Origin of the sequence: Roseibium algicola (assembly GCF_001999245.1) — a bacterium.
Taxonomy (GTDB): Bacteria; Pseudomonadota; Alphaproteobacteria; order Rhizobiales; family Stappiaceae; genus Roseibium; species Roseibium algicola.
This window is the reverse complement of record NZ_CP019630.1, coordinates 4786968-4808153: the sequence shown is the minus strand read 5'-3', so window position 1 is coordinate 4808153 and position 21186 is coordinate 4786968. Positions and strand designations below refer to the sequence as shown.

Here is a 21186-nt window from a genome sequence, read left to right as displayed (position 1 = left end):
TCGTCGTCGATATCAGCCATTCACAAAGTCACTGGACAAGGATTTCCTTGAACAGCACCCCTTCAACTTTCGCCGGATAAACCGACAGATTGATCCGTCTGAGCAATTCTTCCTTCAGGCGGAACAAACCGGCAGACCCTTCCAGGTCCGCAGGGCGAAGCTCGCGCAGATAGATCTGAAACGCATCCAGGATGCGCGGCAGATACGGCTGGATCTGATCGATCATCGCACGGTTCTCGACTTCCAGGGCAATCCTGACCTTCAGATAGGTCGTGCGCCCTTCCGTCGCCAAATTCACCGTCATTTCCGGAAGGTCATAGAAGACCACCGGCTTTTGCACTTCCTGCGGCGCTTCCGTCTCTCCGGGAACCGGTGCCGGAGCACTCAATCCCATCAGGAAATAATAGGCCGCCCCACCCGCGGCGAGCAAAACCACCAGACCGATGCCGCCGAACAGGATAAGCTTCTTCTTGCGGCCACCGCCACCAGCTTCAGCTCCATCCTCGCCGTCTTCTCCGGCTGCGGCGTTTTCGTCTGTCATTCCGCACTCCGATCTGCAGGCGCTCGCGCGCGCTTATTTATTACTAAAGAGTTAATGGTTAACGAATGGTTACCGAGCCATTAACGCGAGTCACCGGGCAAAAATTGCCAAGTGGTTAACTTCTGCCGGAATCTCTTGCCGCGTGCACCCGCCCCTTTTGATTTTTACCCAGATTTCCCAAGGATTTAAAAACTGGCACGCCTCGTGCATTAACCTTAACGAGCCAGCGGATCTGGGGAGATCGGCCGGCTTACTCGGGGAGCACGAAGGGAACCGTTCACTATGGAGAACGCTCAACTAGTTGCCTTATCAAGGCAATCGATCCTGCGGAACCATCTGGATGTGATCGCCAACAACATGGCGAACATCAATACGTCCGGGTTCAAGTCGCAGAATCTGCATTTTTCGGAATACGTCATGCCGGTGGCAGACGGCTCGGCTTTTGAGCCGCAGGACCGCGCCATTTCCTATGTCGACATGTTCACGACACGGACCGACTTCACGCATGGCCCGATCAAGATGACGGGTAACGAATTCGACCTGTCCCTCAACAGTGATGGTTTTTTCGCGGTCCAGATGCCGGACGGTACCGAAGCCTATACGCGCAGCGGCGCGTTCAGGCTCGACTCGACCGGCCAGCTGATCTCGGCAGACGGCAGCCCTGTCATGACCGACCAGGGTCCGATCTCCTTCAACGATCAGGATGGCCGCGTCGAGATTGCCCAGGACGGCACGATCTCAACCCGTCTGGGCATTCGCGGCCGCATCAAGGTCGTCGACTTCGAAGACGTTCGGACGATGGAGAAGATCGGCAACACGATGTTCAAGGCTGATAACCCGATACCGGCCCAGGAAGTCCGCATGGTGCAGGGCGCCGTCGAAGGCTCCAACGTCTACGGCATCACGGAAGTCACGCGCCTCATCGAAGTGACGCGCGCCTACGACTCCACTTCCAAGATCGTGAAAGACCTGGATGAGTTGCGCCGGCAGGCGATCTCCACTCTCGGCAAGATTCAGGCCTAAGCGCCTTTAAGGGATCACTACCATGAAAGCACTTCATATCGCCGCAACTGGCATGAAGGCCCAGGAACTGAACGTCGAAGTCATTTCGAACAACGTCGCCAACATGCGCACGACAGGCTTCAAGAAGCAGCGGGCCGACTTTCAGGACCTGCTCTACCAGAACCTGCGTCGCATGGGCACGGAAACATCGGATTCCGGCACCATCGTCCCGACCGGTATCCAGATCGGTTCCGGCGTGAAGATCGCAGCCACCGGCCGCATCATGTCCCAGGGCTCTCTTGAGCAAACCGGCAAGGAACTGGATCTGGCCATCCGCGGCGAAGGCTTCTTCCAGATCGACATGCCGGACGGAACCACGGCCTATACCCGTGACGGTTCCTTCGAGCGCGATGCCAACGGGCAGCTGGTGACCATCGACGGCTATTCCGTCAATCCGGGCATCACCATTCCGCAAACGGTCAAGGACGTTACCATTTCCAACACCGGTGTCGTTCAGGGCGTCGACCAGGGTGGCAATACTGTTCAGCTCGGCCAGATCCAGCTTGCCCGTTTCGTCAACAAGGCTGGTCTCGAAGCCATTGGCGACAACCTCTACCTGGAGACAGACGCCAGCGGCGCACCCGATACCAGCAATCCGGGCGACGAGAGCTACGGCACGGTGCAGCAGTATTTTCTTGAAATGGCCAACGTGGATGCAGTCACGGAAATCGCCGACCTGATTTCCGCACAGCGCGCCTATGAGATGAACTCACAGATCATCCAGGCAGCCGACGAGATGTATTCCACCACCACGAACCTCCGCTAAGACCGAGGCTTGAGACGATGATGAGACATCTGCTGAAAGTCGGGTTGCTGCTGGCGGGCTTGCTGTCCCTGCCTGCCCTGGCGGACGAAAAACCCGTGCTCCGGTCGCAGGTCATGACCCTGTCGGACATCGTGACGGTAGGCGACTTCTATTCCAATGCCGGACTGCTGGCGTCCAAGCCGCTGTTCCGTTCACCGGACATGGGTACCTCCGGCAATGTGCCTGCGGATGTCGTCGCCGAACGCGCTCGCGCGGCCGGCCTCGAGACGGCCAGCACCGATGGCCTGCGAACCGTCGTCGTCTTTCGCGGGGCAACAAGGCTGAACCGGGACCAGCTTGCCGGCCTTGCCCGCAAGGCTCTGGCAGACCGCAATGCCGGCATCGATGCCGAGCGCCTGGATATCCGCTTGCTGCAGGCGCCGGATCAGGTTCTCGCCGACCCCAAGGTACACGATCCGATCCGCATCGACCGGGTAGAATGGTCCCAGTCGAACGGCCGCTTCACCATCCACGCAGCTGTCGCAGTCGAGTTCGGAACCGAGCCTCTGACCCTGACCGGCGTTGCGACGGAGATGGTCGATGTGCTGGTTCTGGTGCAGCCCGTGCGCCGGGGCGACATTGTTCGTGAAGAAGACCTGAACATCATTCGCGAAGCCCGCACCAAGGTACCGGCAGGTGCCCTCACCGAAATGGAAGACATTGTCGGCAAGCAGGCCCGCACCACCTTGCGTGCGAATTCGCCCCTGTCCCGCAATGACGTCCAGCGCCCGATCCTGATCGAACGCGGTGAGAAGATCACTGTCACCTATGTCATGCCGGGCATGAAGCTGACTTCACGGGCCCAGGCCATGGATACCGGCGCCAAGGGCGACGTGATCGACGTCATGAACCTGCAGTCGCGGCGTATCGTGCCGGCGACGATTACCTCCCGCGGCCAAGTACGCGTTCACGCCGCCAATCCGATTGTTGCAAGCTTGAACAGCGAGAAAAATTAAATGCTGAGCACCTTTCCCAGACAACTGCTGGCAAGCATCGCCCTTTCAGCCCTCGCCGCGGGGTGCGGCACTGCCGACAAACTCGCAAATGTTGGCCAGCAGCCAGCCCTGAACGCCATTCAGGATCCGACCACCACTCCGGGTTACCGGCCCGTGCAGATGCCCATGCCGGAACCGCAGCAGGCCCATTACAATCCGAATTCGCTGTGGCAGTCCGGCAGCCGCGCCTTCTTCAAGGACCAGCGCGCCAGCCAGGTTGGCGACATCCTGACGGTCGTCGTCACCATCGACGACCAGGCCGAGATCGACAACAAGACCGAGCGGAGCCGGTCTGAGTCCAGCGGTGCCGATGTTGGTGGTGCACTCGGAACGGCAATCGACACCATCTTCCTGCCGGCAAGTTCTGCCGCCAGCGACCTTGCCAACGTCAACAGCAACTCCAGCTTCTCGGGCGACGGCAGCGTTGACCGCAACGAAGTCCTGCAGACCACCGTCGCCGCCGTGGTGACCCAGGTTCTGCCGAACGGCAACATGGTGATCGAAGGCCGTCAGGAAGTTCGTGTGAACTTCGAAGTCCGCGAGCTGATCGTCGCCGGTATCGTCAGACCTGAAGACATTACGTCGGATAACCGCATCGCCAGCGAGCAGATCGCCGAAGCACGGATCGGATATGGTGGCCGCGGCCAGATTACCGATGTCCAACAGCCACGGGTCGGCAACCAGGTGCTGGATATCCTGCTCCCCTTCTGATCCCAAACCTTTCACAGTCCCCCGGCCGAATCCGGCGACGCGTTCTAGAAGCGTCGCCGGCCCGGCTGATGACGGGCACGATGTCTCGCTCCCCGAGCATCGTGCCCGTTCTCATTTCCAGGCCGGAAAAGACCGTTTAGGGTGTGGCCCGTTACCTGATTTGTCGCTCATTCCGGAAGACCCCACCGCGTGACCACCACCCTCATCGTTCTCGCCCACCCTGCTCAGACTTCCTTCAATGCTGCCTGGGCGCGCGCAACCGAAGCCGCGTGCCGAGCTGAAGGCGATGAGGTGCTTTGGTCAGACCTCTACCAGCTTGGCTTTGATCCGGCGGAGCGCGCAGTGCACTATGCAGAGGAGATCGTCACCGAACCTTATGACGTCCTGAAAACGCAGGAAGCTGCCTCAAAAACCGGGAACCTTCCCGCGGTCATTACGGAAGAAGTCGAGAAGCTGCGCCTGGCGGACCGGATCGTGTTGCATTTTCCGGTCTGGTGGTTCGCCCCACCTGCCATCCTGAAGGGCTGGTGCGAGCGCGTGCTGGCCAACGGCGGCCTGCACGACACTTCCAACCGTTTCGATACCGGCCATTTCAGGAACAAGCCCGTTCTCTTCTGTGTCACGACCGGCTCCAAGGCGAGCGAAAGTGCCCACAACGGCAAGGAAGGCGACATTCAGATGCTGCTTTGGCCGCTCGCCTACACACTGCGCTATCTGGGTTTCGATGTTCTGGTTCCCAGGATCGTCCACGGTGTTCACGGTTATCACAAGGGGGCGGCACGGGAAGACCTGGAAACGCGACTTCAAAACGAGATCGAAGGCCATCGGAAGACGATCGCAAGGTTCGAAACGCTGCCGAAGATCAGCTTCAATGCCGACAGCGAATTCGACCGCGCCGGCACCCTTAGCCCGGGCGCGCCATCTCACAGCCACTTCATCCGGCACGACCCCTGATTTTGCGACAACCGGAAAAGACGTAACCGGATTTGTCCGCCCACACACCTCTTTTTCCTGTATCTGCCGGATGACGCTACCGCTTTTTCGGATAGAATGCCGGTAATCTTATATTGGCCCAGCGGGGATTCGATGCGCCTCCTTTCTGCATTCGTCTTTGGTTTTGTTCTTCTGTCCGCACCTTCTGCCTGGAGTGCAAGCTGCGGCAATGGCCCGGGTGGTTTCGAAGCCTGGAAACAGTCGTTCATTGCAAATTCCCAAAGCTACGGCCTTAAGAAAAGGGTCGTTGAATCGTCCCTCAAGAACGTGAAATACAACAAGAAGGTGGTCTCGCTCGACCGGAACCAGAAATCCTTCAAGCTCAGCTTCAACCAGTTCTATGCCAAGCGGGTCAACAACGCGATGATCCGGCGGGGCAAGCAGCTCGGCAAGACCTACGCCCGCATCTTCCGTGGCATCGAAAAGAAATACGGTGTTCCAGCACCTGTACTGCTGGCGATCTGGGGGCTTGAAACCAACTACGGCAGCTTCTCCGGCAACATGCCGGTCCTGCAATCCCTTGCCACGCTGGCCTATGATTGCCGCCGGTCCGATTTCTTCACCGCCGAACTGGTCGCCGCGCTCAAGATCGTGCAGGGCCGTGACATGCAGCCGGCCGAAATGAAGGGTGCCTGGGCCGGCGAACTCGGCCAGACCCAGTTTCTCGCCACCAGCTATGTCCGTTATGCGGTCGATTATGACCGCGACGGCCGCAAGGACCTGATCCGCTCGATCCCCGATGTGTTGGCTTCCACCGCAAATTATCTTGCGCAGAAAGGCTGGCGCCGCGGCCAGGGCTGGGGCCCGGGCACTGCCAATTACAACGTTCTCAAGCAATGGAACAAGGCCAGTGTCTACGTGGAAACGATCTCGGTCATGGCTGGCCAGATCAGCGAGTAGACCCCGCTCGACGGCCCATAAACCTGCTTGACAAAACTGACGATCCGGGCAGCAATTTGCGTCATACGGTTGTAATCCTTGCGGACCAAAACCGTGTGCCGCGGAAACATGCCGCCCGGCTGGCACCGGCAGCTGTCGGTCCGGCTCGTGCTGTTCCGCAAGGCTGAACGACACCAATCGCCGAGCGACCGAACAGGAGCCATTCCATGTCCAGTATCAAAGACTTTTCGATTTCACGGCGCACCCTTTTGATGGGCGCGGCGGCAACTGGCTTCACGGCAGCTCTGCACCCCTATTCCGTTCTGGCCAAGGAAGGTACGGCTCACCTTCGCCTGATGGAGACCACGGACCTCCATGTCCATGTCTTCCCTTACGACTACTACAGCGACAAACCTGTCGACACCGCCGGCCTCGCCCGAACAGCCACACTGATCCGCGATATCCGGAACGAGGCGACAAACTCGGTTCTGGTCGACAATGGCGACTTTCTGCAAGGCAACCCGATGGGGGACTATGTCGCCTATGAACGCGGCATGAGCGAAGGTGACCTGCACCCGGTCATCAAGGGCATGAACGTCCTTGAATTCGACGCGGCAACACTCGGCAACCACGAATTCAACTACGGTCTGGACTTCATGATGAAGGTGCTGGCCGGGGCCAATTTCCCCGTCGTCTGCGCCAATCTTGTCAAGGGCAGCACGCTGGCCGGCAACCCGCGAGACGACGCCCTTTTCCTGAAGCCCTATGTGATCGTTGAAAAACAGGTCACCGACGGTGCCGGCAAGTCCTATCCGATCAAGATCGGCTTCATCGGCTTCGTGCCACCGCAGATCATGAACTGGGACCGCCGCCACCTGGAAGGCAACGCCAATGCGCGTGACATTATCGAAACCGCCAAGGCCTTCGTCCCGGAAATGCGCGAACAGGGCTGCGACCTTGTAATCGCCCTCTCCCACTCGGGGATTGATGCCAACGATTATTCCGAAGGCATGGAAAACGCCTCCCTGCACCTTGCCGGCGTGGACGGGATCGACGCCGTCTTTACCGGTCACCAGCATCTGGTCTTCCCCGGTCCCCAGTATGAGGGGCTGCCGGGTATCGACAGCGAGAAAGGCACGTTGTTCGGCAAGCCTGCCGCGATGGGCGGTTTCTGGGGATCGCATCTGGGCGTCATCGACCTGATGATCGAGCGCGACGGCAACGGTTGGCGTGTCGCCAATTTCATGACCGAAGCACGTCCGATCTACGAAAAAGAAGGTCGAACCGTGACACCGCTGGTGGAGAGCCAGCAGGATGTACTCGATGCGGTGAAGGAAGATCACGAGGCAACCCTTGCCTATGTCCGCCGCCCCGTCGGCAAGACGTCGGCTCCCTTGCATTCCTATTTCGCCCTCGTGGCCGACGACCCGAGCGTCCAGATCGTTTCAAAGGCGCAGATCTGGTACATCGAACAGATGCTGAAGGGTACGGAATGGGAAGGCCTGCCGGTTCTTTCCGCAGCAGCGCCTTTCAAGGCCGGCGGTCGTGGCGGCCCGGACTACTACACCGACGTTCCGGTCGGCGATGTCGCCATCAAGAACGTGGCCGATCTCTACCTGTATCCGAACACCATTCGCGCGGTCGCCATCAAGGGCAGCACGGTGAAGGAATGGCTGGAACGTTCAGCCGGAATTTTCCAGGAAGTCGAGCCGGGCAAGGCCGACCAGACACTGATCAACCCGGAGTTTCCAAGCTATAATTTCGATGTGATCGACGGTGTTACCTACCAGATAGACCTGAGCCAGCCGTCGAAATACGACGCGAAAGGCGAAGTCCTCAATCCGGACGCCAGCCGCATCGTGAACCTGGAGTTCAACGACGCACCGCTTGATCCTGAAGCAACCTTCGTGGTTGCGACCAACAATTACCGTGCAGGTGGCGGTGGCAATTTCCCCGGCATCAGCGACGACGTTGTCGTTTTCATCGGCCCGGACACCAATCGCGACGTCCTGGTGCGCTACATTGTCGAACAGGGCACGATCAACCCTTCGGCAGATGCCAACTGGTCGTTCAAACCGATGCCGGATACCAGCGTCCTGTTCGAAACCGGCCCGGGCGGTACACAGCACGCTGCCTCGGTGGAAGGGGTCAAGATTGAACCGGCAGGTGACGGCGCAGACGGCTTTGCCCGTTACCGGATCACGCTTTGAACGGTCTCGACTTTCGCAAGCCTGCTTGAACGAGCAGGCTCCCCCAAAAACTTATCCTGAGGAAGCGCATAGCGCTGTCTCGAAGGATGGGTCGCATGCTTGTGAGCGTGCTGCCCAACCTTCGAGGCGGACCTGATGGTCCTTCTCAGGGTGAGGCGTGCGGGCGGTCGGCATGGGAAAGCTGCCCACAGACATAAAAAAACCTTCCCACGAGGGGAAGGTCTTGAAAGTCGTTACGGATCTGCCGTCTGTGCGGCAAACCGGCCGTTTTCTGGAAATCAGTCGTCGCGATACACTTTTTCCCGACGCTCGTGGGCTTCCTGAGCCTCGATCGACAAAGTCGCGATCGGGCGCGCCTCGAGGCGCCGAAGAGAGATCGGCTCGCCGGTCTCTTCGCAATAGCCATAGCTTCCGTCTGTAATGCGTTCCAAGGCATCATCGATCTTCGAGATCAGTTTCCGCTGACGGTCCCTGGCGCGAAGTTCAATGGACCGATCCGTTTCGGACGACGCACGGTCGGCAAAGTCAGGATGGTTCTGGCTTTCCTCCTGAAGATTGGCGAGGGTTTCCTTGCTTTCCTTCAGGATCTCTTCTTTCCACACAAGCAGCTTGTTCCGAAAGTACTCGCGCTGCCTGTCATTCATGAACGGCTCGTCTTCCGAGGGTCGATATTCAGACTCAATTTCAACCGTCATCGATAGCTCCGGATTACCGTTATGCCGGGCGCAATATATAGGCGGTTCCGCCAGCGGACAACGGTTCATTTGCTAAAAATGGCGTCAAGGAAAGTTTATACCTTTCAAGACGTTGCGTAAATTTTGAACACTAAGCCGACAAATTTTATCGATTTGTGTGCACGCTCAATCCTGGAATCGGCCGAGCTTTGCAAGCTCGACTTTGACCCGCAATTCGATCTCCTCGAGCACCGAATCAACCTCAGGATCACCACTCGACTGGCGTTTGGAAACCTGCCTGGCGAGCAGCTCCAGCCGGTCCTCCGACACGTGTCCGGCAAGCAGATCCGCCCGCACCGACTCCAGTGTGTCCAGCAGATTGTGCCCGTGCTTGGTAGCGCGGGATCGGCGCTCGGCACGGTCGTCAACCTCCTGCAGGGCCAGCAAGGCATCCATGCCCTGAATGGACGCACCGCCCGCGGTCTGGGAAGACTGTGAAACCTCACCCCCAAGGTCCGGTGCGAACTGGTCGCCGCTTGAAGAAACGCTCTTCTTGGCGCCTCGTCCCTGAACGCCGGAAATGGGTTTATTGCCTGTAATACGCATGATCGATCTTCCAGTCGGACTGACGGCAATTCTGGCGCATGGAGTGGCTCTGCCCGTCAGATTCTGCCGAGAAGGGTAAATGAGTCCTTGGGGGTGAGGCAATATTTGCCGACCAACAGGTACAATTCTTTAACCTCAAGCGACAGTTTTGCGTGGATATGCTCGTGATCATACCAGCAAAGAGCCCGGATTTCCGCCACTTTTATGGAAAGAACCAAAGCCTTTGTAAAAAGTGGCACGGCTCTCGCATTGCGCATTTCGAATATATGTATCCCGGCAGCAAAGCCGGAAACACGATGGCGGGCCAGATCAGTAATGCGAAAAATTGGTGAAATGATCTGCGGAGGGTTCAAGCGGCTGGCACTTCTGGGTGCTGCCGCCGCCGTTGCTGCAACAACCTTGCTGGCACCGGTACACGCCGCCTCCCGTATCAAGGATATTGCCGATTTCGAAGGCATTCGCGAAAACCAGCTCATTGGCTACGGCCTCGTGGTCGGCCTGAATGGCACTGGCGACTCGCTCAACAATTCGCCTTTCACGCAGCAGAGCCTGCAGGCCATGCTGGAACGTCTCGGTGTCAACACCCGCAACATCGACCTGAACACCAACACCGTCGCGGCCGTCATGGTAACTGCCAACCTGCCGCCCTTCTCCACACAAGGTACCCGGATCGACGTCAACGTCAGCGCCCTCGGCGATTCAGAATCGCTTCAGGGCGGCACGCTTCTGGTCACACCGCTGGTCGGTGCCGATGGTGAAGTCTACGCTATCGCCCAAGGTTCGATCGCGATCGGCGGCTTTTCCGCACAAGCGGATGCCGCGTCGGTTGTTCGCGGTGTTCCCACCGCCGGACGGATCGCCAACGGCGGCCTTGTTGAACGCGAACTGGAATTCAAGCTGGCTTCGCTGACCACGCTTCGTCTCGCCCTGCGCAATCCGGACCTGACCACAGCGCGGCGCATCGCGCTCTCCGTCAACGAACTGATCGGCATGCCGACAGCCGAACCGCTTGATCCGGCAACCGTACGCATCGACCTGCCGCAGCAATATGATGGCAACATCGTCGATCTTCTGACGGACATCGAGCAGCTGATCGTCGAACCGGATCTGGCAGCCCGCATCGTCATCGACGAGAACTCCGGCATCATCGTCATGGGACAGGACGTGAAGGTTTCCATGGTCGCCGTTGCCCAGGGCAACCTGACCGTGACGATTGCCGAATCTCCACAGGTCTCGCAGCCGCTGCCTTTCGCAAACGGCCAGACCGCCGTGGTACCGCGTTCTGACGTCACCGTGGACGAGGAAGGCTCCAAACTCGCCATCGTTCCGCAAACCGTCACGCTGAAGCAGCTTGTTGATGGCCTGAACGCCCTCGGGATCGGTCCGCGCGACATGATCTCGATCCTGCAGGCCATCAAGGCCGCAGGTGCCCTCCAGGCCGATATCGAGGTGCTGTGATGGCCGAGCTTGTTTCACCGACATCCTTTCAACAAAGCCCGCTGGACACGCTGCGCGGCGTCGACCGGACCAACAAGACGCGGGTTCGCGAGGCCGCCGAAGAGTTTGAGGCCGTTTTCCTGAACACCATGCTCCAGAACATGTTCACCGGCCTTGAAAACGGTGGCACCTGGGGCAAAGGCCACGGGGCGGATGCCTGGCAGAGCCTTCTGGTCGACGAATATGCACGCAACATCGCCCAAACAGGCGGCATCGGCCTTGCCGACAGCGTGGAACGTGAACTGCTCGCATTGCAGGAGGGGTCAAGATGACCGCACAACCCAACGCATCCACCTTTCCATTTTCCCTTGAGCGGCCTACCAGCCAGCAGGAAGCCGAGCAGTTCTGCTCTGCCTTGTCCGGCACCATGGAAGCCCTCCTGTCCGTGATCGAAATGGAAACCGATCTGGTCAGGGCCGGTAAACTCCGGGAAGCTGGCGAGCTGCAGCCCGACAAGGCCCGGCTGATCCACGAATACACCCGCGGCATGATGACAGCGAAGGAACACGCGGTCGCCCTGGGCAATCTTTCCCCGGCATCCACCCAGTCGCTGCGTCGCCAGCACAGCGAATTCCAGCCGGTTCTGCGCATCAACCTGGCGGTGCTTTCAACGGCAAGAGACGTTGCCAATAACATCGTTGCAACCGTCGCGAAGGTCGCCGGCGCCAAGAATGCCAATGCACCGACCACCTACGGACGAAACGGTTCTGCGCCAACCGGACCGCAATCCGCTCGGGGCATCGCTGTCAATCAGTCGCTCTGAGGATTGCTGACAGCTAGCAAGAACCACGCCGGGTATCCTGTAACGATGAAAAGCTCCCCGCCGGGAGCTTTTCGTGTATTTATCCCCCTCGCGAAACCTGCCCAGAGGTTTCCCCAAACGGCAGGACGGGACTGCGAGAGCGAATCAGGAACAGGCGCAACCGGATAGATCGCAATCCTTAAAAGTCTAATCATTCCGTTAACAGACGATTCATTCCCTTACGTTATCTTTCCAGATTGATCGGGTAAAAGTTGTTAGTCACCCGGAGGAAAAGATGTTGGACACGGGATTGGCCCGGCCGCCATCGCCGACATATACGGCGATTACGCCGGTAGCGCGGGCTCCGGAGCGCAATGCTCCTTCAGTTGAGACGGACCTTCCGGTCGAAGAGACCGTAAGACCATCCACCGAGACGCAAAACGCACAGCGCAGTGCGAACAACGAGCGCGACCAGCGTTCGTTTGGCGAACGGTTTTCTTCCACGGTTGAACGCCAGAACATCATCGACCCGGAATATGATGCCCTGGTCTATGTTGCGACCAACACCGAAACCGGTCAGGTCGTCCGGCAGATACCTGCAGAGACATTGCTTCGTCTGCGGGCGTACAACGAGTCGATAGAAACCCGGCAAACCCAGCCTCAGGCAGAACCGGTTCAACGCGTTATCTGATCAGGCGCAGCCATCCTCATACCTTGCCCGTTTCCCGACGGCGCCTGGCTTTGCTGTGACCTTGGTAATCCCCTGTCTACTCGACTTTCCCCAATCCCCTCCCGCAGGTTTGCTGCCCTCCTCCAGCGACGCCTTCAGCTTCGCCCCCACACGGTCTTTGAACTGATCGCTTGCAGCCTCCTCACGCCCCCCTGACGCTTGCTCTATAAAGCTGCTGGCAAACCCCGCGTGCAATCGGCCCGGCGCGTCTTGCCGGCGCATCTGTCTATCGTCCTCGATTTCGGCACCTTCACCTGCCTCGTTCCGCACACGAGTTAACAAATCCGTCAGGTTTCAGACAAGTCGACCGCCCTTAGGGGAAATTTGCGCTGCCCGAGCACCTGGCAAGAGGCATTCTTCAAGCTTTCGCTGGTCCCCGTTAAGATCTTTACTCAGCTAAAATTTATCTTTCAAAACAATATACTCAACTTTTTCTGGCAATGATTTTAGTTGCTCGGCTTAGGGGGCTGTTAAGGTTAATTTGCGCTAACCATCTTTGTTTAGAACTTCTTACAAGAAAGCGCCGATAGATGTCCCTCGGACCCAGGAAGGGTCCTCGTATCTTGTACTCCTAGAAAGGACACAAAATGGCCGACATTACTCTGTCGAGCGCGGTTCGCGCGAACCTCAACACCCTTCAGTCCACCGCACAGTTCATGTCGGACGTCCAGAACAAACTGGCGACCGGTAAAAAAGTGAACTCCGCTCTGGACAATCCGAACAGCTTCTTCACGGCTTCCGGCCTGACCTCCCGTGCAAACGACCTGTCCACTCTTCTGGACGACATGGGCCAGTCCACGCAGACCCTGAAGGCAGCCGACCAGGGTATTTCGAGCATCACCAAGCTCGTTGAATCTGCAAAAGCAAAGGCCAACCAGGCCCTGCAGACCCAGAGCCAGTACGAGCGCAAGCAGTTTGCTGCTCAGTACAACGACCTGCTGACGCAGATCGAAGACCTGGCGAAGGACTCCGGTTATAAAGGCAAGAACCTGCTCGCAGGTGAAGGCAACGACCTGAGAACCATCTTCAACGAAGACTCCACTTCGAAGCTCGACATTGAAGCTGTTGACTACACCGACACCGCACTGTCCACCGGTCTGAACCTTTCCGACCTCGCAGAAGGCGAAGGCGCTTCCGCATCCCTGCAGCTGCAGGGCGGCAAGACCGTCATCACCCTGCAGGATTCTGGCGGTTCTGCCCTGAACACTTCCTCCACCCTGTCGGACTCCACTCTGATCTCCACGACCCAGAGCCTGTCCTTCGTCGACGACACTGCCACCAACCCGGCCGTGCTCTCCGGTGGTGTTTCCTCGACGGCTTCCGTTCAGGATCTGGTTGATGGCCTCAACGCCATTGCCGGTGTTCGTGCAGAATTCGACAACGGCACGGGCGAACTGACCATCTACTCCGATGAAGACTTCTACATCGGTGGTAACGGTTCTGCGACCACGAGCTTTGCAGGCACCCTCGTCGACGCGACTGCGTTCTCCTCGACCACGGATGCTCTGATCAACTCCGGTTCCTTCTCTGTTGGCGACACTCTGACGCTGACGGACGGCAACGGCTACGAGCTCGGCTCCTTCGAAGTTGAAGACGACAGCACGGTTGATGATCTGGAAAACTTCATCAACGACTTCAACGGCGTCTCCGCTGACTTCGACACTGGCTCTGGCCGCATCACCATCACTTCGGAAACCGACTTGTCGCTGACCAGTGACAACGACGACTTTGCAAGCTCCGGCTTCACCGCAAACACCACCGGTATCGGCATCTCGGCGATCTCCGACAGTGGCTTTGCGACGGATACGGACATCAACCGTACTGTTGACCGGTTGAATACTGCACTGTCGAACCTGAGAACGCAGGCTTCCTCCTTCGGTACCAACCTCTCCATCGTTGAAAACCGTCAGGACTTCACCAAGAACCTGATCAACACGCTGGAAGAAGGTGCTGGCAAGCTGACGCTGGCCGACACCAACGAAGAAGGTGCAAACCTGCTGGCCCTGCAGACTCGCCAGAGCCTGGCTTCTACCTCGCTGTCCTTCGCAGCACAGGCAGACCAGAACGTTCTGCGTCTCTTCTAAGCCAGACATTTCGGTTAGAACGACATTGGAAAGCGGGCCACGGCCCGCTTTTCTTGTTTCCGGATCCTCAAGCGCGTTTCCCGATCCAGCCGTTCGCGCCCGCGGAAAACTTTAAGCGCATCTATATTCGGCCCCACTCCCCAAGCTCACTCCCAAGACACGCCCCCAGCCCGAATCCTCCCCTCTTCACGAACATCGGTTTCAAAGCCTTGCCTGATCCCAATCGTTAAGATTCTGGCTCAGGTGGATATAAACGCAGCTCGCAGCCTGCGCCCATTCATTCAAATTGCCATGGCTGCTCGGGCCCTCTCTCGACGCCAGCGCAAACATGCAAGGCCGGCACCGGCTCCCATGACGCCTCGCATTGAATTTTTTTGAGAACGCTTGTCCCGCCAGAACCCGACGAGGACAAAACCCGCCGGACTCCGGGCTTTGCATGCCTATCGCCGTAACCTGGCACCCTGCCCTCGCAGTAAAGACACTGGCACTTTTTGGAACCCTGCCTCGGCACTTGAAGGCAATCGTCCTGACAGTTCAGACAGGGCGCAAAACGGCGTTAACCTCCTGATAACCCTATTTTTCAAGCGTTTAACCATTGATTAAGGTTAACGCTCGATGATCGGTCCCAACCTGCTCAGGAAGAGCAGTTGAAATTTGACCCAGGAAAGGGATAATTCGATGCGTGACATTACGCTGTCAGCCGCCGTGCGGCAAAACCTCCTCACACTTCAATCCACTGCAGACCTGATGTCGGGCGTCCAGAACAAGCTGGCAACCGGCATGAAGGTGAACTCCGCGCTGGACAATCCGAACAGCTTCTTCACGGCATCCGGACTGAACTCCCGCGCAGGCGATCTCAGCACCCTGCTGGACGATATGGGCCAGTCCCTGCAGACCATCAAAGCCGCGGACAAAGGCATTCAGACCATCACGGATCTGGTTGAAACCGCGAAGGCGAAGGCCAACCAGGCCCTGCAGACACAGAGCCAGTACGAGCGTAAAACCTACGCAGCACAGTACAACGCCCTGCTGGAACAGATCGAAGACGTCGCCAAGGACAGCTCGTACAAAGGCAAGAACCTGCTTGCAGGTGACGGCAACGACCTGACCACCATCTTCAACGAAGATGCGACCTCCAAGCTGACAATTGAAGCGGTCGACTACACCGACACCGCACTGTCCACCGGTCTGAACCTTTCCGACCTGGCAGAAGGCGAAGGTGCAACCTCTTCCCTGCAGCTGCAGGGCGGCAAGACCGTCATCACCCTGCAGGATGCAGGCGGTTCTGCCCTGAACACTTCCTCCACCCTGTCGGACTCCACTCTGATCTCCACGACCCAGAGCCTGTCCTTCGTCGACGACACTGCCACCAACCCGGCCGTGCTCTCCGGTGGTGTTTCCTCGACGGCTTCCGTTCAGGATCTGGTTGATGGCCTCAACGCCATTGCCGGTGTTCGTGCAGAATTCGACAACGGCACGGGCGAACTGACCATCTACTCCGATGAAGACTTCTACATCGGTGGTAACGGCTCTGCGACCACGAGCTTTGCAGGCACCCTCGTCGACGCGACTGCGTTCTCTTCGACCACGGATGCCCTGATCGACTCCGGTTCCTTTGCGGTTGGCGATACTCTGACGCTGACGGACGGTAACGGCTACGAGCTCGGCACCTTCGAAGTTGAAGCAGACAGCACCGTTGATGACCTGGAAAACTTCATCAACGACTTCAACGGCGTCTCGGCCAAGTTCGATGACGGCTCCGGTCGTATCACCATCACGTCGGAAACCGACCTGTCGCTGACCAGTGACAACACGGACTTCAACAGCTCCGGCTTTACCGCGGACACGGATGGCATCGTGATCGAAGCGATCTCCGACAGTGGGTTCGCAACGGATACGAACATCAACCGCGTCATAGACCGGTTGAACACCAGTCTGTCAAACCTGCGGTCCCAGGCTTCCGAATTCGGTACCAACCTCTCGACTGTTGAGATCCGGCAAGACTTCACGAAGACCTTGATCAATACTCTGCAGGAAGGTGCAGGTCTTTTGACCCTGGCCGACACCAACGAGGAAGGTGCAAACCTGCTGGCCCTTCAGACCCGTCAGCAGCTTGCTTCCACCTCTCTGTCCTTCGCCTCCCAGGCGGACCAGACCGTGCTATCCCTCTTCTAATTCAAAGAGAATCAGTCGGACGCACGACTCACAGACAAGCATCAGAAACGGCGGGCCACTGGTCCGCCGTTTTCGTTTACGCCGTGAATTACTGTCTGAACCCGAAATTTTTTATCATTGAGAATCAACATCTTAAAAGAAACCTTTTGGTAACTTTTATTTACGGGACGTTAATACGTGCATCAGTGATTAACTTTCCATTTAGATTTACGGCAAAGGTGCATGCTCGACTTGGATTACCCGCATGTTGCCTTTGGCGAGACCTGAATAGGGAAAGCGGTGAAGTCTGATGCCTGATATTGTTCTCTCCAGTGCTGTCCGGGACAATCTCCTGTCGCTGAAACAGACGGCGGATTTGCAGTCGATCACGCAAACGCGCCTGGCAACGGGCCTGAAGGTCAACACGGCGCTCGACAATCCGAACTCCTATTTCACGGCACAATCCCTGAACGACCGCGCGAGTGATCTGTCCAACCTCTTGGACAACATGGGCCAGGCGGTTCAGACGATCCGGGCAGCGGACAAGGGCATCACGTCGATTACCAAACTGGTGGAATCGGCCAAGGCCATCGCGAACCAGGCCTTGCAGACCTCCAGTGAATACGAACGCAAGCTGTTCACCAGCCAGTACAACGATCTGCTCGAGCAGATCGAGGATATGGCACGGGACTCCAGCTACAAGGGCAAAAACCTTCTTGCCGGTGCCGGCAACGAGCTGGAAGTTATCTTCAACGAGGACAGCACCTCGAATCTGACCGTTAATCCGGTAGATTTTACAGACACTTCACTAGATGATGGTCTCAATCTGGATGACCTGGATGCCGGTGGCACCGGTACGTCGTCCTTCAACCTCTTCAGCGGCACCACCTCCATTTCCCTGTCGGGCCTGCAGGCGTCCTCGAATCTGACGGACCTCGCCGACTGGGCAACCGGCAACGTTGTCAGCATCACGGATTCCTCCGGCACCACCAACCTGACGGTCGGTACCGACATCACCACGGTGCAGGACTACGTGGACGCATTGAACGATCTGAACGGCGTTCACGCCACTTTTGACGAAGCCACGGACTCCATCACCATCACGTCCGGTCTCGACAACGCTCTCTATATCTCCAAGGACAACACCGGCGGTGGCGCAGCGACGGACGGTGGCGACACCGGCGGCACAACGACCACGATGACGGTGTCTCCTCTCAGTTCCACGGCAACGCTGGTCTCCTCCGGCGGCTTCCAGGCCGGCGACACGATCACGATCACCGACGGCAACGGCTTCGAGCCGGCCTCTCTGGAGATCGACGAAGAAACCACGGTCAGCGATCTCGTGACCTTCATCAACAACGTAAAGGGCCTGGATGCCACCTTCTCGGGCGGCAGCATCAGCCTTATCGGCGAAGTCTCTTTCGACATTTCCAGCAGCAACAGCGACTTCAACCGAACGACGCTCGGATCGACGACAGGAATCGTGTCACTGACGGCAGCGCCGTCCGAATTCAAGTCGGATACGGATATCGATCGAACGCTTCAGGCCATCAACGCGGCGCTCGACGAGCTTCGCAATGCGGCCCGGTCGATGGGTACGGCTCTTTCGACTGTGGAAATCCGGACCGATTTCACCCAAAATCTGATCAACACGCTGGAGGTTGGCGCTGGCCACCTAACTATTGCGGACATGAACGAAGAAGGTGCTAACATGCTGGCGCTGCAAACCCGTCAGCAGCTTTCTTCGACTGCTCTGTCTCTGGCCAACCAGGCAGATCAGAGCGTCTTGAGCCTGTTCGGTTAACACCGGCGGCAGTTATCATTAAGGTATCGGGGGCAAATCGTTAACGATTTCGTTAACGTTTCACAGCGATACTTCTGCGTGGAGGTCACGGAATGGCGCTCAAGGTCGAGCTGAAACCGGGCGAGCGAATTATCATTGGGGAAAGCGTTATCACCAATGACAATCAACGCACTCGCCTCTTTATCGAAGGCCAGGCTCCCATTCTGCGAGAAAAGGATATTCTCACGCCGGCCACTGCGGATACACCAGCCAAACGGGTCTACCTGGCCGTTCAGCTGATGTATCTGTCAACTGACTTGGAGAAGATACAGGAGAGTTACTTCAGCCTCGTCAATGACATAGTGAAAGCCGCGCCGAGTACGATCCCTTTTGTCACCAGGATTAGTAACGCCATACTAACCGGCGCCTTCTATAAAGCACTGAAAGAAGCACGTAAGCTCATCGAGTACGAAGGGACGCTGATCAGTCATGTACAAACAGGCAGCGCAGGCTTACCAGAAAACAAGCCAGGTGGCGATGTCACCGAGGGAGCTGGAAGCGAATCTGCTGATGAAGGCCGCAGCCCGGCTTCAGTTGATCAAGGATGAATGGGCAAATTCCTCGCTTGCGGAAAAAGATGACGCCCTGGTGTACAATCGCAAGCTCTGGACAATTCTCGTGACGTCCGCGACCAGTCCTGAAAGCGAACTGCCTCAGGACATCAAGAACAACATCGCCTCGCTGGGCGTGTTCGTGTTCAAGCAGACCATGACAGTCATGACGACTGACGACGAAAACAAGCTCGATACCCTCATCAGCATCAATCGTTCGATTGCCGAGGGTCTGAGGTCCTGATCCCGGTGCGGCCGGTTCGAGAACAGCCTCGGAAAACACGATAGAAGATCAAGAAAGGCCGCCAGGGTAACCTCGGCGGCCTTTCTCTTGACTGCAACGTTCACCTGCCCTCCTCCAGCGGAAACGGAGGAAGCCTCCACCGGAGATCAGCGGGTCCTCAAGCTGCGGGCAGGATTTGCAGCCATGAGATATTCAGCACCGGCCCAGTGCGAGCCCGGCAATCCATTCAGAACCTCCGCGTTGGCCGGGCTTTGAAAGCCCAGCCTTCCGGAAGCCGGCCCTCACGGGACTACAGATTGCCGGCACTCATTTCCCGGGCGATATGATCGGCCTGACGGATGGCTAGTGCCACGATCGTCAGGGTCGGGTTTTCGGCAGCGCCCGTGGTGAACTGGGACCCGTCCGACACGAACAGATTGGCAATGTCGTGGGTTTGCCCCCAGCGGTTGACCACCCCGTCCCGCGGATTTTCCGACATCCGGTTGGTGCCCAGATTGTGGGTAGACGGGTAAGGCGGCGTCGGGAAGGTCCGGGTCGCCCCGACGGCATCGTAGATGGCCATCCCCTGCTTGTAGGCATGATTGCGCATTGCGACGTCGTTGGGATGATCATCGAAATGGACATTCGCAACCGGCAGGCCAAAGCTGTCCTTCACATCATGATTGAGCGTGACCCGGTTGGTTTCCTGGGGCATGTCCTCACCGACGATCCACATGCCTGCCATGTTCTCGTAACCGTCGAGCGCACTTGTGAATTCCCGGCCCCACGCTCCCGGATCAAGGAACGCCGCCATGAACGGCAGTCCAAGAGCCAGGGTTTCAAGTTCATATCCGCCGACGAAGCCGCGGGACGGGTCGTGACGGGCTTCGTCCTGAATGATCCCCGCCATCGTTGTTCCACGCCACATCTTCACCGGCTGGTCGAAAATGGCATAGACCGAGCCTGTGGTATGGCGCATGTAATTGCGACCGACCTGGCCGGAGCTGTTGGCAAGACCGTCCGGGAACATGGAAGACGCTGAATTCAGCAACAGCCTCGGGCTTTCGAAGGAATTGCCGGCAACGCAGACGACACGGGCTTTCTGAAGCTGCAGATTGCCGTCCTTGTCGAAATATTCGACCCCGGTCACCTTGCCTGCATCGTCGTGCAGGATTCGTGCGACATGGGCCTGGTCGCGAACTTCCAGATTTCCGGTTGCCTCGCCCCGCGGAATATCCGTGTAGGCGGCGGACCACTTCGCTCCCCATTTGCAGCCCTGAAAACAGAAACCGGTCTGCTGGCAGGCGATACGCTCGTCGTAGTCGGCCGAGTTGATGGCCATCCGGCCTGTATGGACTTCCTTGTAGCCGAGCGCCTTGGCGCCCTTTTCGAACACCAGGTAGTTGTTGTTGCCCGGCAGTCCGGCCCGCCCCCCTGTGCGCGTCACGCCCAGCTTTGTTTCGGCAAGCGTGTACCAGGGATCCATTTCCTCCGCATCCAGCGGCCAATCGAGCAGATTGGCTCCCTGGACGTTGCCGTAGGACGTTTTTGCCTTCCATTCATGTGGCTGGAAGCGGATCGACGCCCCGGCCCAGTGAACGGTGGTCCCCCCGACGGCCTTGACGATCCAGGCCGGCAGGCCGGAAAAGTCCTTTGCAACCCGCCAGTCGCCCGACGTGGTTCTGGGGTCGACCCAGGCAAGCTGCCCGAAGCTTTCCCACTCGTCGTTGACATAATCATCCGGAAGATAGCGTCCGCCCGCCTCCAGAGCCACGACACTTACGCCCTTCTGCGCCAGCTCGTTGGCAAGCACACCGCCACCGGCGCCCGTTCCGATCACGACGACAACCGTGTCGTCATTCAGGTCAAATGGTGCAGCCATGGTT

General features: G+C 58.0%; 21 protein-coding genes. 16 read left to right on the top strand and 5 right to left on the bottom strand.

What is annotated here, in order from left to right:
- Positions 1-28: 28 nt before the first annotated feature.
- Positions 29-541 carry a flagellar basal body-associated FliL family protein gene (locus B0E33_RS22230; protein ID WP_077292446.1) on the bottom strand — a complete coding sequence of 171 codons (513 nt, stop codon included), beginning with the start codon at positions 539-541 and terminating at the stop codon, positions 29-31.
- Between the two features lie 282 nt (positions 542-823).
- Between B0E33_RS22230 and flgF the strand changes: the two genes are divergently transcribed.
- The 7 genes from flgF to B0E33_RS22190 all read left to right on the top strand — a co-directional run bounded on the left by flgF (position 824) and on the right by B0E33_RS22190 (position 8196).
- A complete protein-coding gene (gene flgF, locus B0E33_RS22225) occupies positions 824-1564 on the top strand; it encodes a flagellar basal-body rod protein FlgF (RefSeq protein WP_062488271.1) in 741 nt (246 codons plus the stop codon).
- Positions 1565-1586: 22 nt separating this feature from the next.
- Positions 1587-2369, top strand: coding sequence for a flagellar basal-body rod protein FlgG (flgG, locus tag B0E33_RS22220; protein WP_023000709.1), 783 nt, complete (start codon positions 1587-1589; stop codon positions 2367-2369).
- 17 nt (positions 2370-2386) lie between these two features.
- Complete coding sequence (flgA, locus tag B0E33_RS22215; RefSeq protein WP_077292445.1) at positions 2387-3364, top strand: flagellar basal body P-ring formation chaperone FlgA; 978 nt, start codon at positions 2387-2389, stop codon at positions 3362-3364.
- Positions 3365-4114 carry a flagellar basal body L-ring protein FlgH gene (gene flgH, locus B0E33_RS22210; RefSeq protein WP_077292444.1) on the top strand — a complete coding sequence of 250 codons (750 nt, stop codon included), beginning with the start codon at positions 3365-3367 and terminating at the stop codon, positions 4112-4114. It begins immediately after the preceding gene.
- A gap of 189 nt (positions 4115-4303) precedes the next feature.
- On the top strand, positions 4304-5068 hold the full coding sequence (locus B0E33_RS22205; RefSeq protein WP_077292443.1) for an NAD(P)H-dependent oxidoreductase: 765 nt from the start codon (positions 4304-4306) through the stop codon (positions 5066-5068).
- Positions 5069-5200: 132 nt separating this feature from the next.
- Entirely contained in the window at positions 5201-6007 is an 807-nt protein-coding gene (locus tag B0E33_RS22200; protein WP_023000705.1) for a lytic murein transglycosylase, read from the top strand.
- 206 nt (positions 6008-6213) lie between these two features.
- Positions 6214-8196 carry a bifunctional 2',3'-cyclic-nucleotide 2'-phosphodiesterase/3'-nucleotidase gene (locus tag B0E33_RS22190; RefSeq protein WP_077292441.1) on the top strand — a complete coding sequence of 661 codons (1983 nt, stop codon included), beginning with the start codon at positions 6214-6216 and terminating at the stop codon, positions 8194-8196.
- A gap of 278 nt (positions 8197-8474) precedes the next feature.
- Here B0E33_RS22190 and dksA read toward each other — a convergent pair whose 3' ends face one another.
- From dksA to B0E33_RS31170, 3 genes are all read right to left on the bottom strand, one after another.
- Entirely contained in the window at positions 8475-8891 is a 417-nt protein-coding gene (dksA, locus tag B0E33_RS22185; protein ID WP_006932683.1) for an RNA polymerase-binding protein DksA, read from the bottom strand.
- A gap of 165 nt (positions 8892-9056) precedes the next feature.
- Entirely contained in the window at positions 9057-9476 is a 420-nt protein-coding gene (locus B0E33_RS22180) for a flagellar assembly protein FliX (protein ID WP_075284324.1), read from the bottom strand.
- A gap of 56 nt (positions 9477-9532) precedes the next feature.
- Positions 9533-9829 (bottom strand): hypothetical protein, encoded by a 297-nt coding sequence (locus B0E33_RS31170; protein WP_167579587.1) that lies wholly within the window; start codon positions 9827-9829, stop codon positions 9533-9535.
- On the opposite strand from B0E33_RS31170, the gene B0E33_RS22175 reads away from it, so the two are divergent.
- The 9 genes from B0E33_RS22175 (at position 9810) to flaF (ending at position 19321) form a co-directional block, all read left to right on the top strand.
- On the top strand, positions 9810-10934 hold the full coding sequence (locus B0E33_RS22175) for a flagellar basal body P-ring protein FlgI (protein ID WP_023000701.1): 1125 nt from the start codon (positions 9810-9812) through the stop codon (positions 10932-10934). The genes B0E33_RS31170 and B0E33_RS22175 overlap by 20 nt on opposite strands.
- The gene (locus B0E33_RS22170; protein ID WP_023000700.1) at positions 10934-11245 is read left to right on the top strand and encodes a rod-binding protein; all 312 of its coding nucleotides are present in this window, start codon (positions 10934-10936) and stop codon (positions 11243-11245) included. The genes B0E33_RS22175 and B0E33_RS22170 overlap by 1 nt, the downstream gene beginning before the upstream one ends.
- Positions 11242-11736, top strand: a complete 495-nt coding sequence (locus tag B0E33_RS22165) for a hypothetical protein (protein ID WP_023000699.1) — start codon at positions 11242-11244, stop codon at positions 11734-11736. The genes B0E33_RS22170 and B0E33_RS22165 overlap by 4 nt, the downstream gene beginning before the upstream one ends.
- Positions 11737-12010: 274 nt before the next feature.
- Positions 12011-12406: a hypothetical protein gene (locus tag B0E33_RS22160; protein ID WP_062488262.1), complete on the top strand. Its 396-nt coding sequence runs from the start codon at positions 12011-12013 to the stop codon at positions 12404-12406.
- Between the two features lie 626 nt (positions 12407-13032).
- The gene (locus B0E33_RS22150; RefSeq protein WP_077292439.1) at positions 13033-14529 is read left to right on the top strand and encodes a flagellin N-terminal helical domain-containing protein; all 1497 of its coding nucleotides are present in this window, start codon (positions 13033-13035) and stop codon (positions 14527-14529) included.
- A 678-nt stretch (positions 14530-15207) separates the two neighbouring features.
- A complete protein-coding gene (locus B0E33_RS22145) occupies positions 15208-16704 on the top strand; it encodes a flagellin N-terminal helical domain-containing protein (RefSeq protein WP_077292438.1) in 1497 nt (498 codons plus the stop codon).
- 289 nt (positions 16705-16993) lie between these two features.
- Positions 16994-18487: a flagellin N-terminal helical domain-containing protein gene (locus B0E33_RS22140; protein WP_062488259.1), complete on the top strand. Its 1494-nt coding sequence runs from the start codon at positions 16994-16996 to the stop codon at positions 18485-18487.
- A 92-nt stretch (positions 18488-18579) separates the two neighbouring features.
- The gene (gene flbT, locus B0E33_RS22135) at positions 18580-19074 is read left to right on the top strand and encodes a flagellar biosynthesis repressor FlbT (protein WP_006932693.1); all 495 of its coding nucleotides are present in this window, start codon (positions 18580-18582) and stop codon (positions 19072-19074) included.
- Positions 18956-19321: a flagellar biosynthesis regulator FlaF gene (gene flaF, locus B0E33_RS22130; protein WP_075284275.1), complete on the top strand. Its 366-nt coding sequence runs from the start codon at positions 18956-18958 to the stop codon at positions 19319-19321. Before flbT ends, flaF begins: the two co-directional genes overlap by 119 nt.
- 289 nt (positions 19322-19610) lie before the next feature.
- Here the strand turns inward: flaF and B0E33_RS22125 are convergent, their stop codons facing one another.
- A complete protein-coding gene (locus B0E33_RS22125) occupies positions 19611-21182 on the bottom strand; it encodes a GMC family oxidoreductase (protein ID WP_023000692.1) in 1572 nt (523 codons plus the stop codon).
- Positions 21183-21186: the final 4 nt, after the last annotated feature.

Coding starts and splice junctions, on each gene's coding strand:
- B0E33_RS22230 (WP_077292446.1), bottom strand. CDS start 541: ATGACAGACGAAAACGCCGCAGCCGGAGAAGACGGCGAGGATGGAGCT.
- flgF (WP_062488271.1), top strand. CDS start 824: ATGGAGAACGCTCAACTAGTTGCCTTATCAAGGCAATCGATCCTGCGG.
- flgG (WP_023000709.1), top strand. CDS start 1,587: ATGAAAGCACTTCATATCGCCGCAACTGGCATGAAGGCCCAGGAACTG.
- flgA (WP_077292445.1), top strand. CDS start 2,387: ATGATGAGACATCTGCTGAAAGTCGGGTTGCTGCTGGCGGGCTTGCTG.
- flgH (WP_077292444.1), top strand. CDS start 3,365: ATGCTGAGCACCTTTCCCAGACAACTGCTGGCAAGCATCGCCCTTTCA.
- B0E33_RS22200 (WP_023000705.1), top strand. CDS start 5,201: ATGCGCCTCCTTTCTGCATTCGTCTTTGGTTTTGTTCTTCTGTCCGCA.
- B0E33_RS22190 (WP_077292441.1), top strand. CDS start 6,214: ATGTCCAGTATCAAAGACTTTTCGATTTCACGGCGCACCCTTTTGATG.
- dksA (WP_006932683.1), bottom strand. CDS start 8,891: ATGACGGTTGAAATTGAGTCTGAATATCGACCCTCGGAAGACGAGCCG.
- B0E33_RS22180 (WP_075284324.1), bottom strand. CDS start 9,476: ATGCGTATTACAGGCAATAAACCCATTTCCGGCGTTCAGGGACGAGGC.
- B0E33_RS22175 (WP_023000701.1), top strand. CDS start 9,810: ATGATCTGCGGAGGGTTCAAGCGGCTGGCACTTCTGGGTGCTGCCGCC.
- B0E33_RS22170 (WP_023000700.1), top strand. CDS start 10,934: ATGGCCGAGCTTGTTTCACCGACATCCTTTCAACAAAGCCCGCTGGAC.
- B0E33_RS22165 (WP_023000699.1), top strand. CDS start 11,242: ATGACCGCACAACCCAACGCATCCACCTTTCCATTTTCCCTTGAGCGG.
- B0E33_RS22160 (WP_062488262.1), top strand. CDS start 12,011: ATGTTGGACACGGGATTGGCCCGGCCGCCATCGCCGACATATACGGCG.
- B0E33_RS22150 (WP_077292439.1), top strand. CDS start 13,033: ATGGCCGACATTACTCTGTCGAGCGCGGTTCGCGCGAACCTCAACACC.
- B0E33_RS22145 (WP_077292438.1), top strand. CDS start 15,208: ATGCGTGACATTACGCTGTCAGCCGCCGTGCGGCAAAACCTCCTCACA.
- B0E33_RS22140 (WP_062488259.1), top strand. CDS start 16,994: ATGCCTGATATTGTTCTCTCCAGTGCTGTCCGGGACAATCTCCTGTCG.
- flbT (WP_006932693.1), top strand. CDS start 18,580: ATGGCGCTCAAGGTCGAGCTGAAACCGGGCGAGCGAATTATCATTGGG.
- flaF (WP_075284275.1), top strand. CDS start 18,956: ATGTACAAACAGGCAGCGCAGGCTTACCAGAAAACAAGCCAGGTGGCG.
- B0E33_RS22125 (WP_023000692.1), bottom strand. CDS start 21,182: ATGGCTGCACCATTTGACCTGAATGACGACACGGTTGTCGTCGTGATC.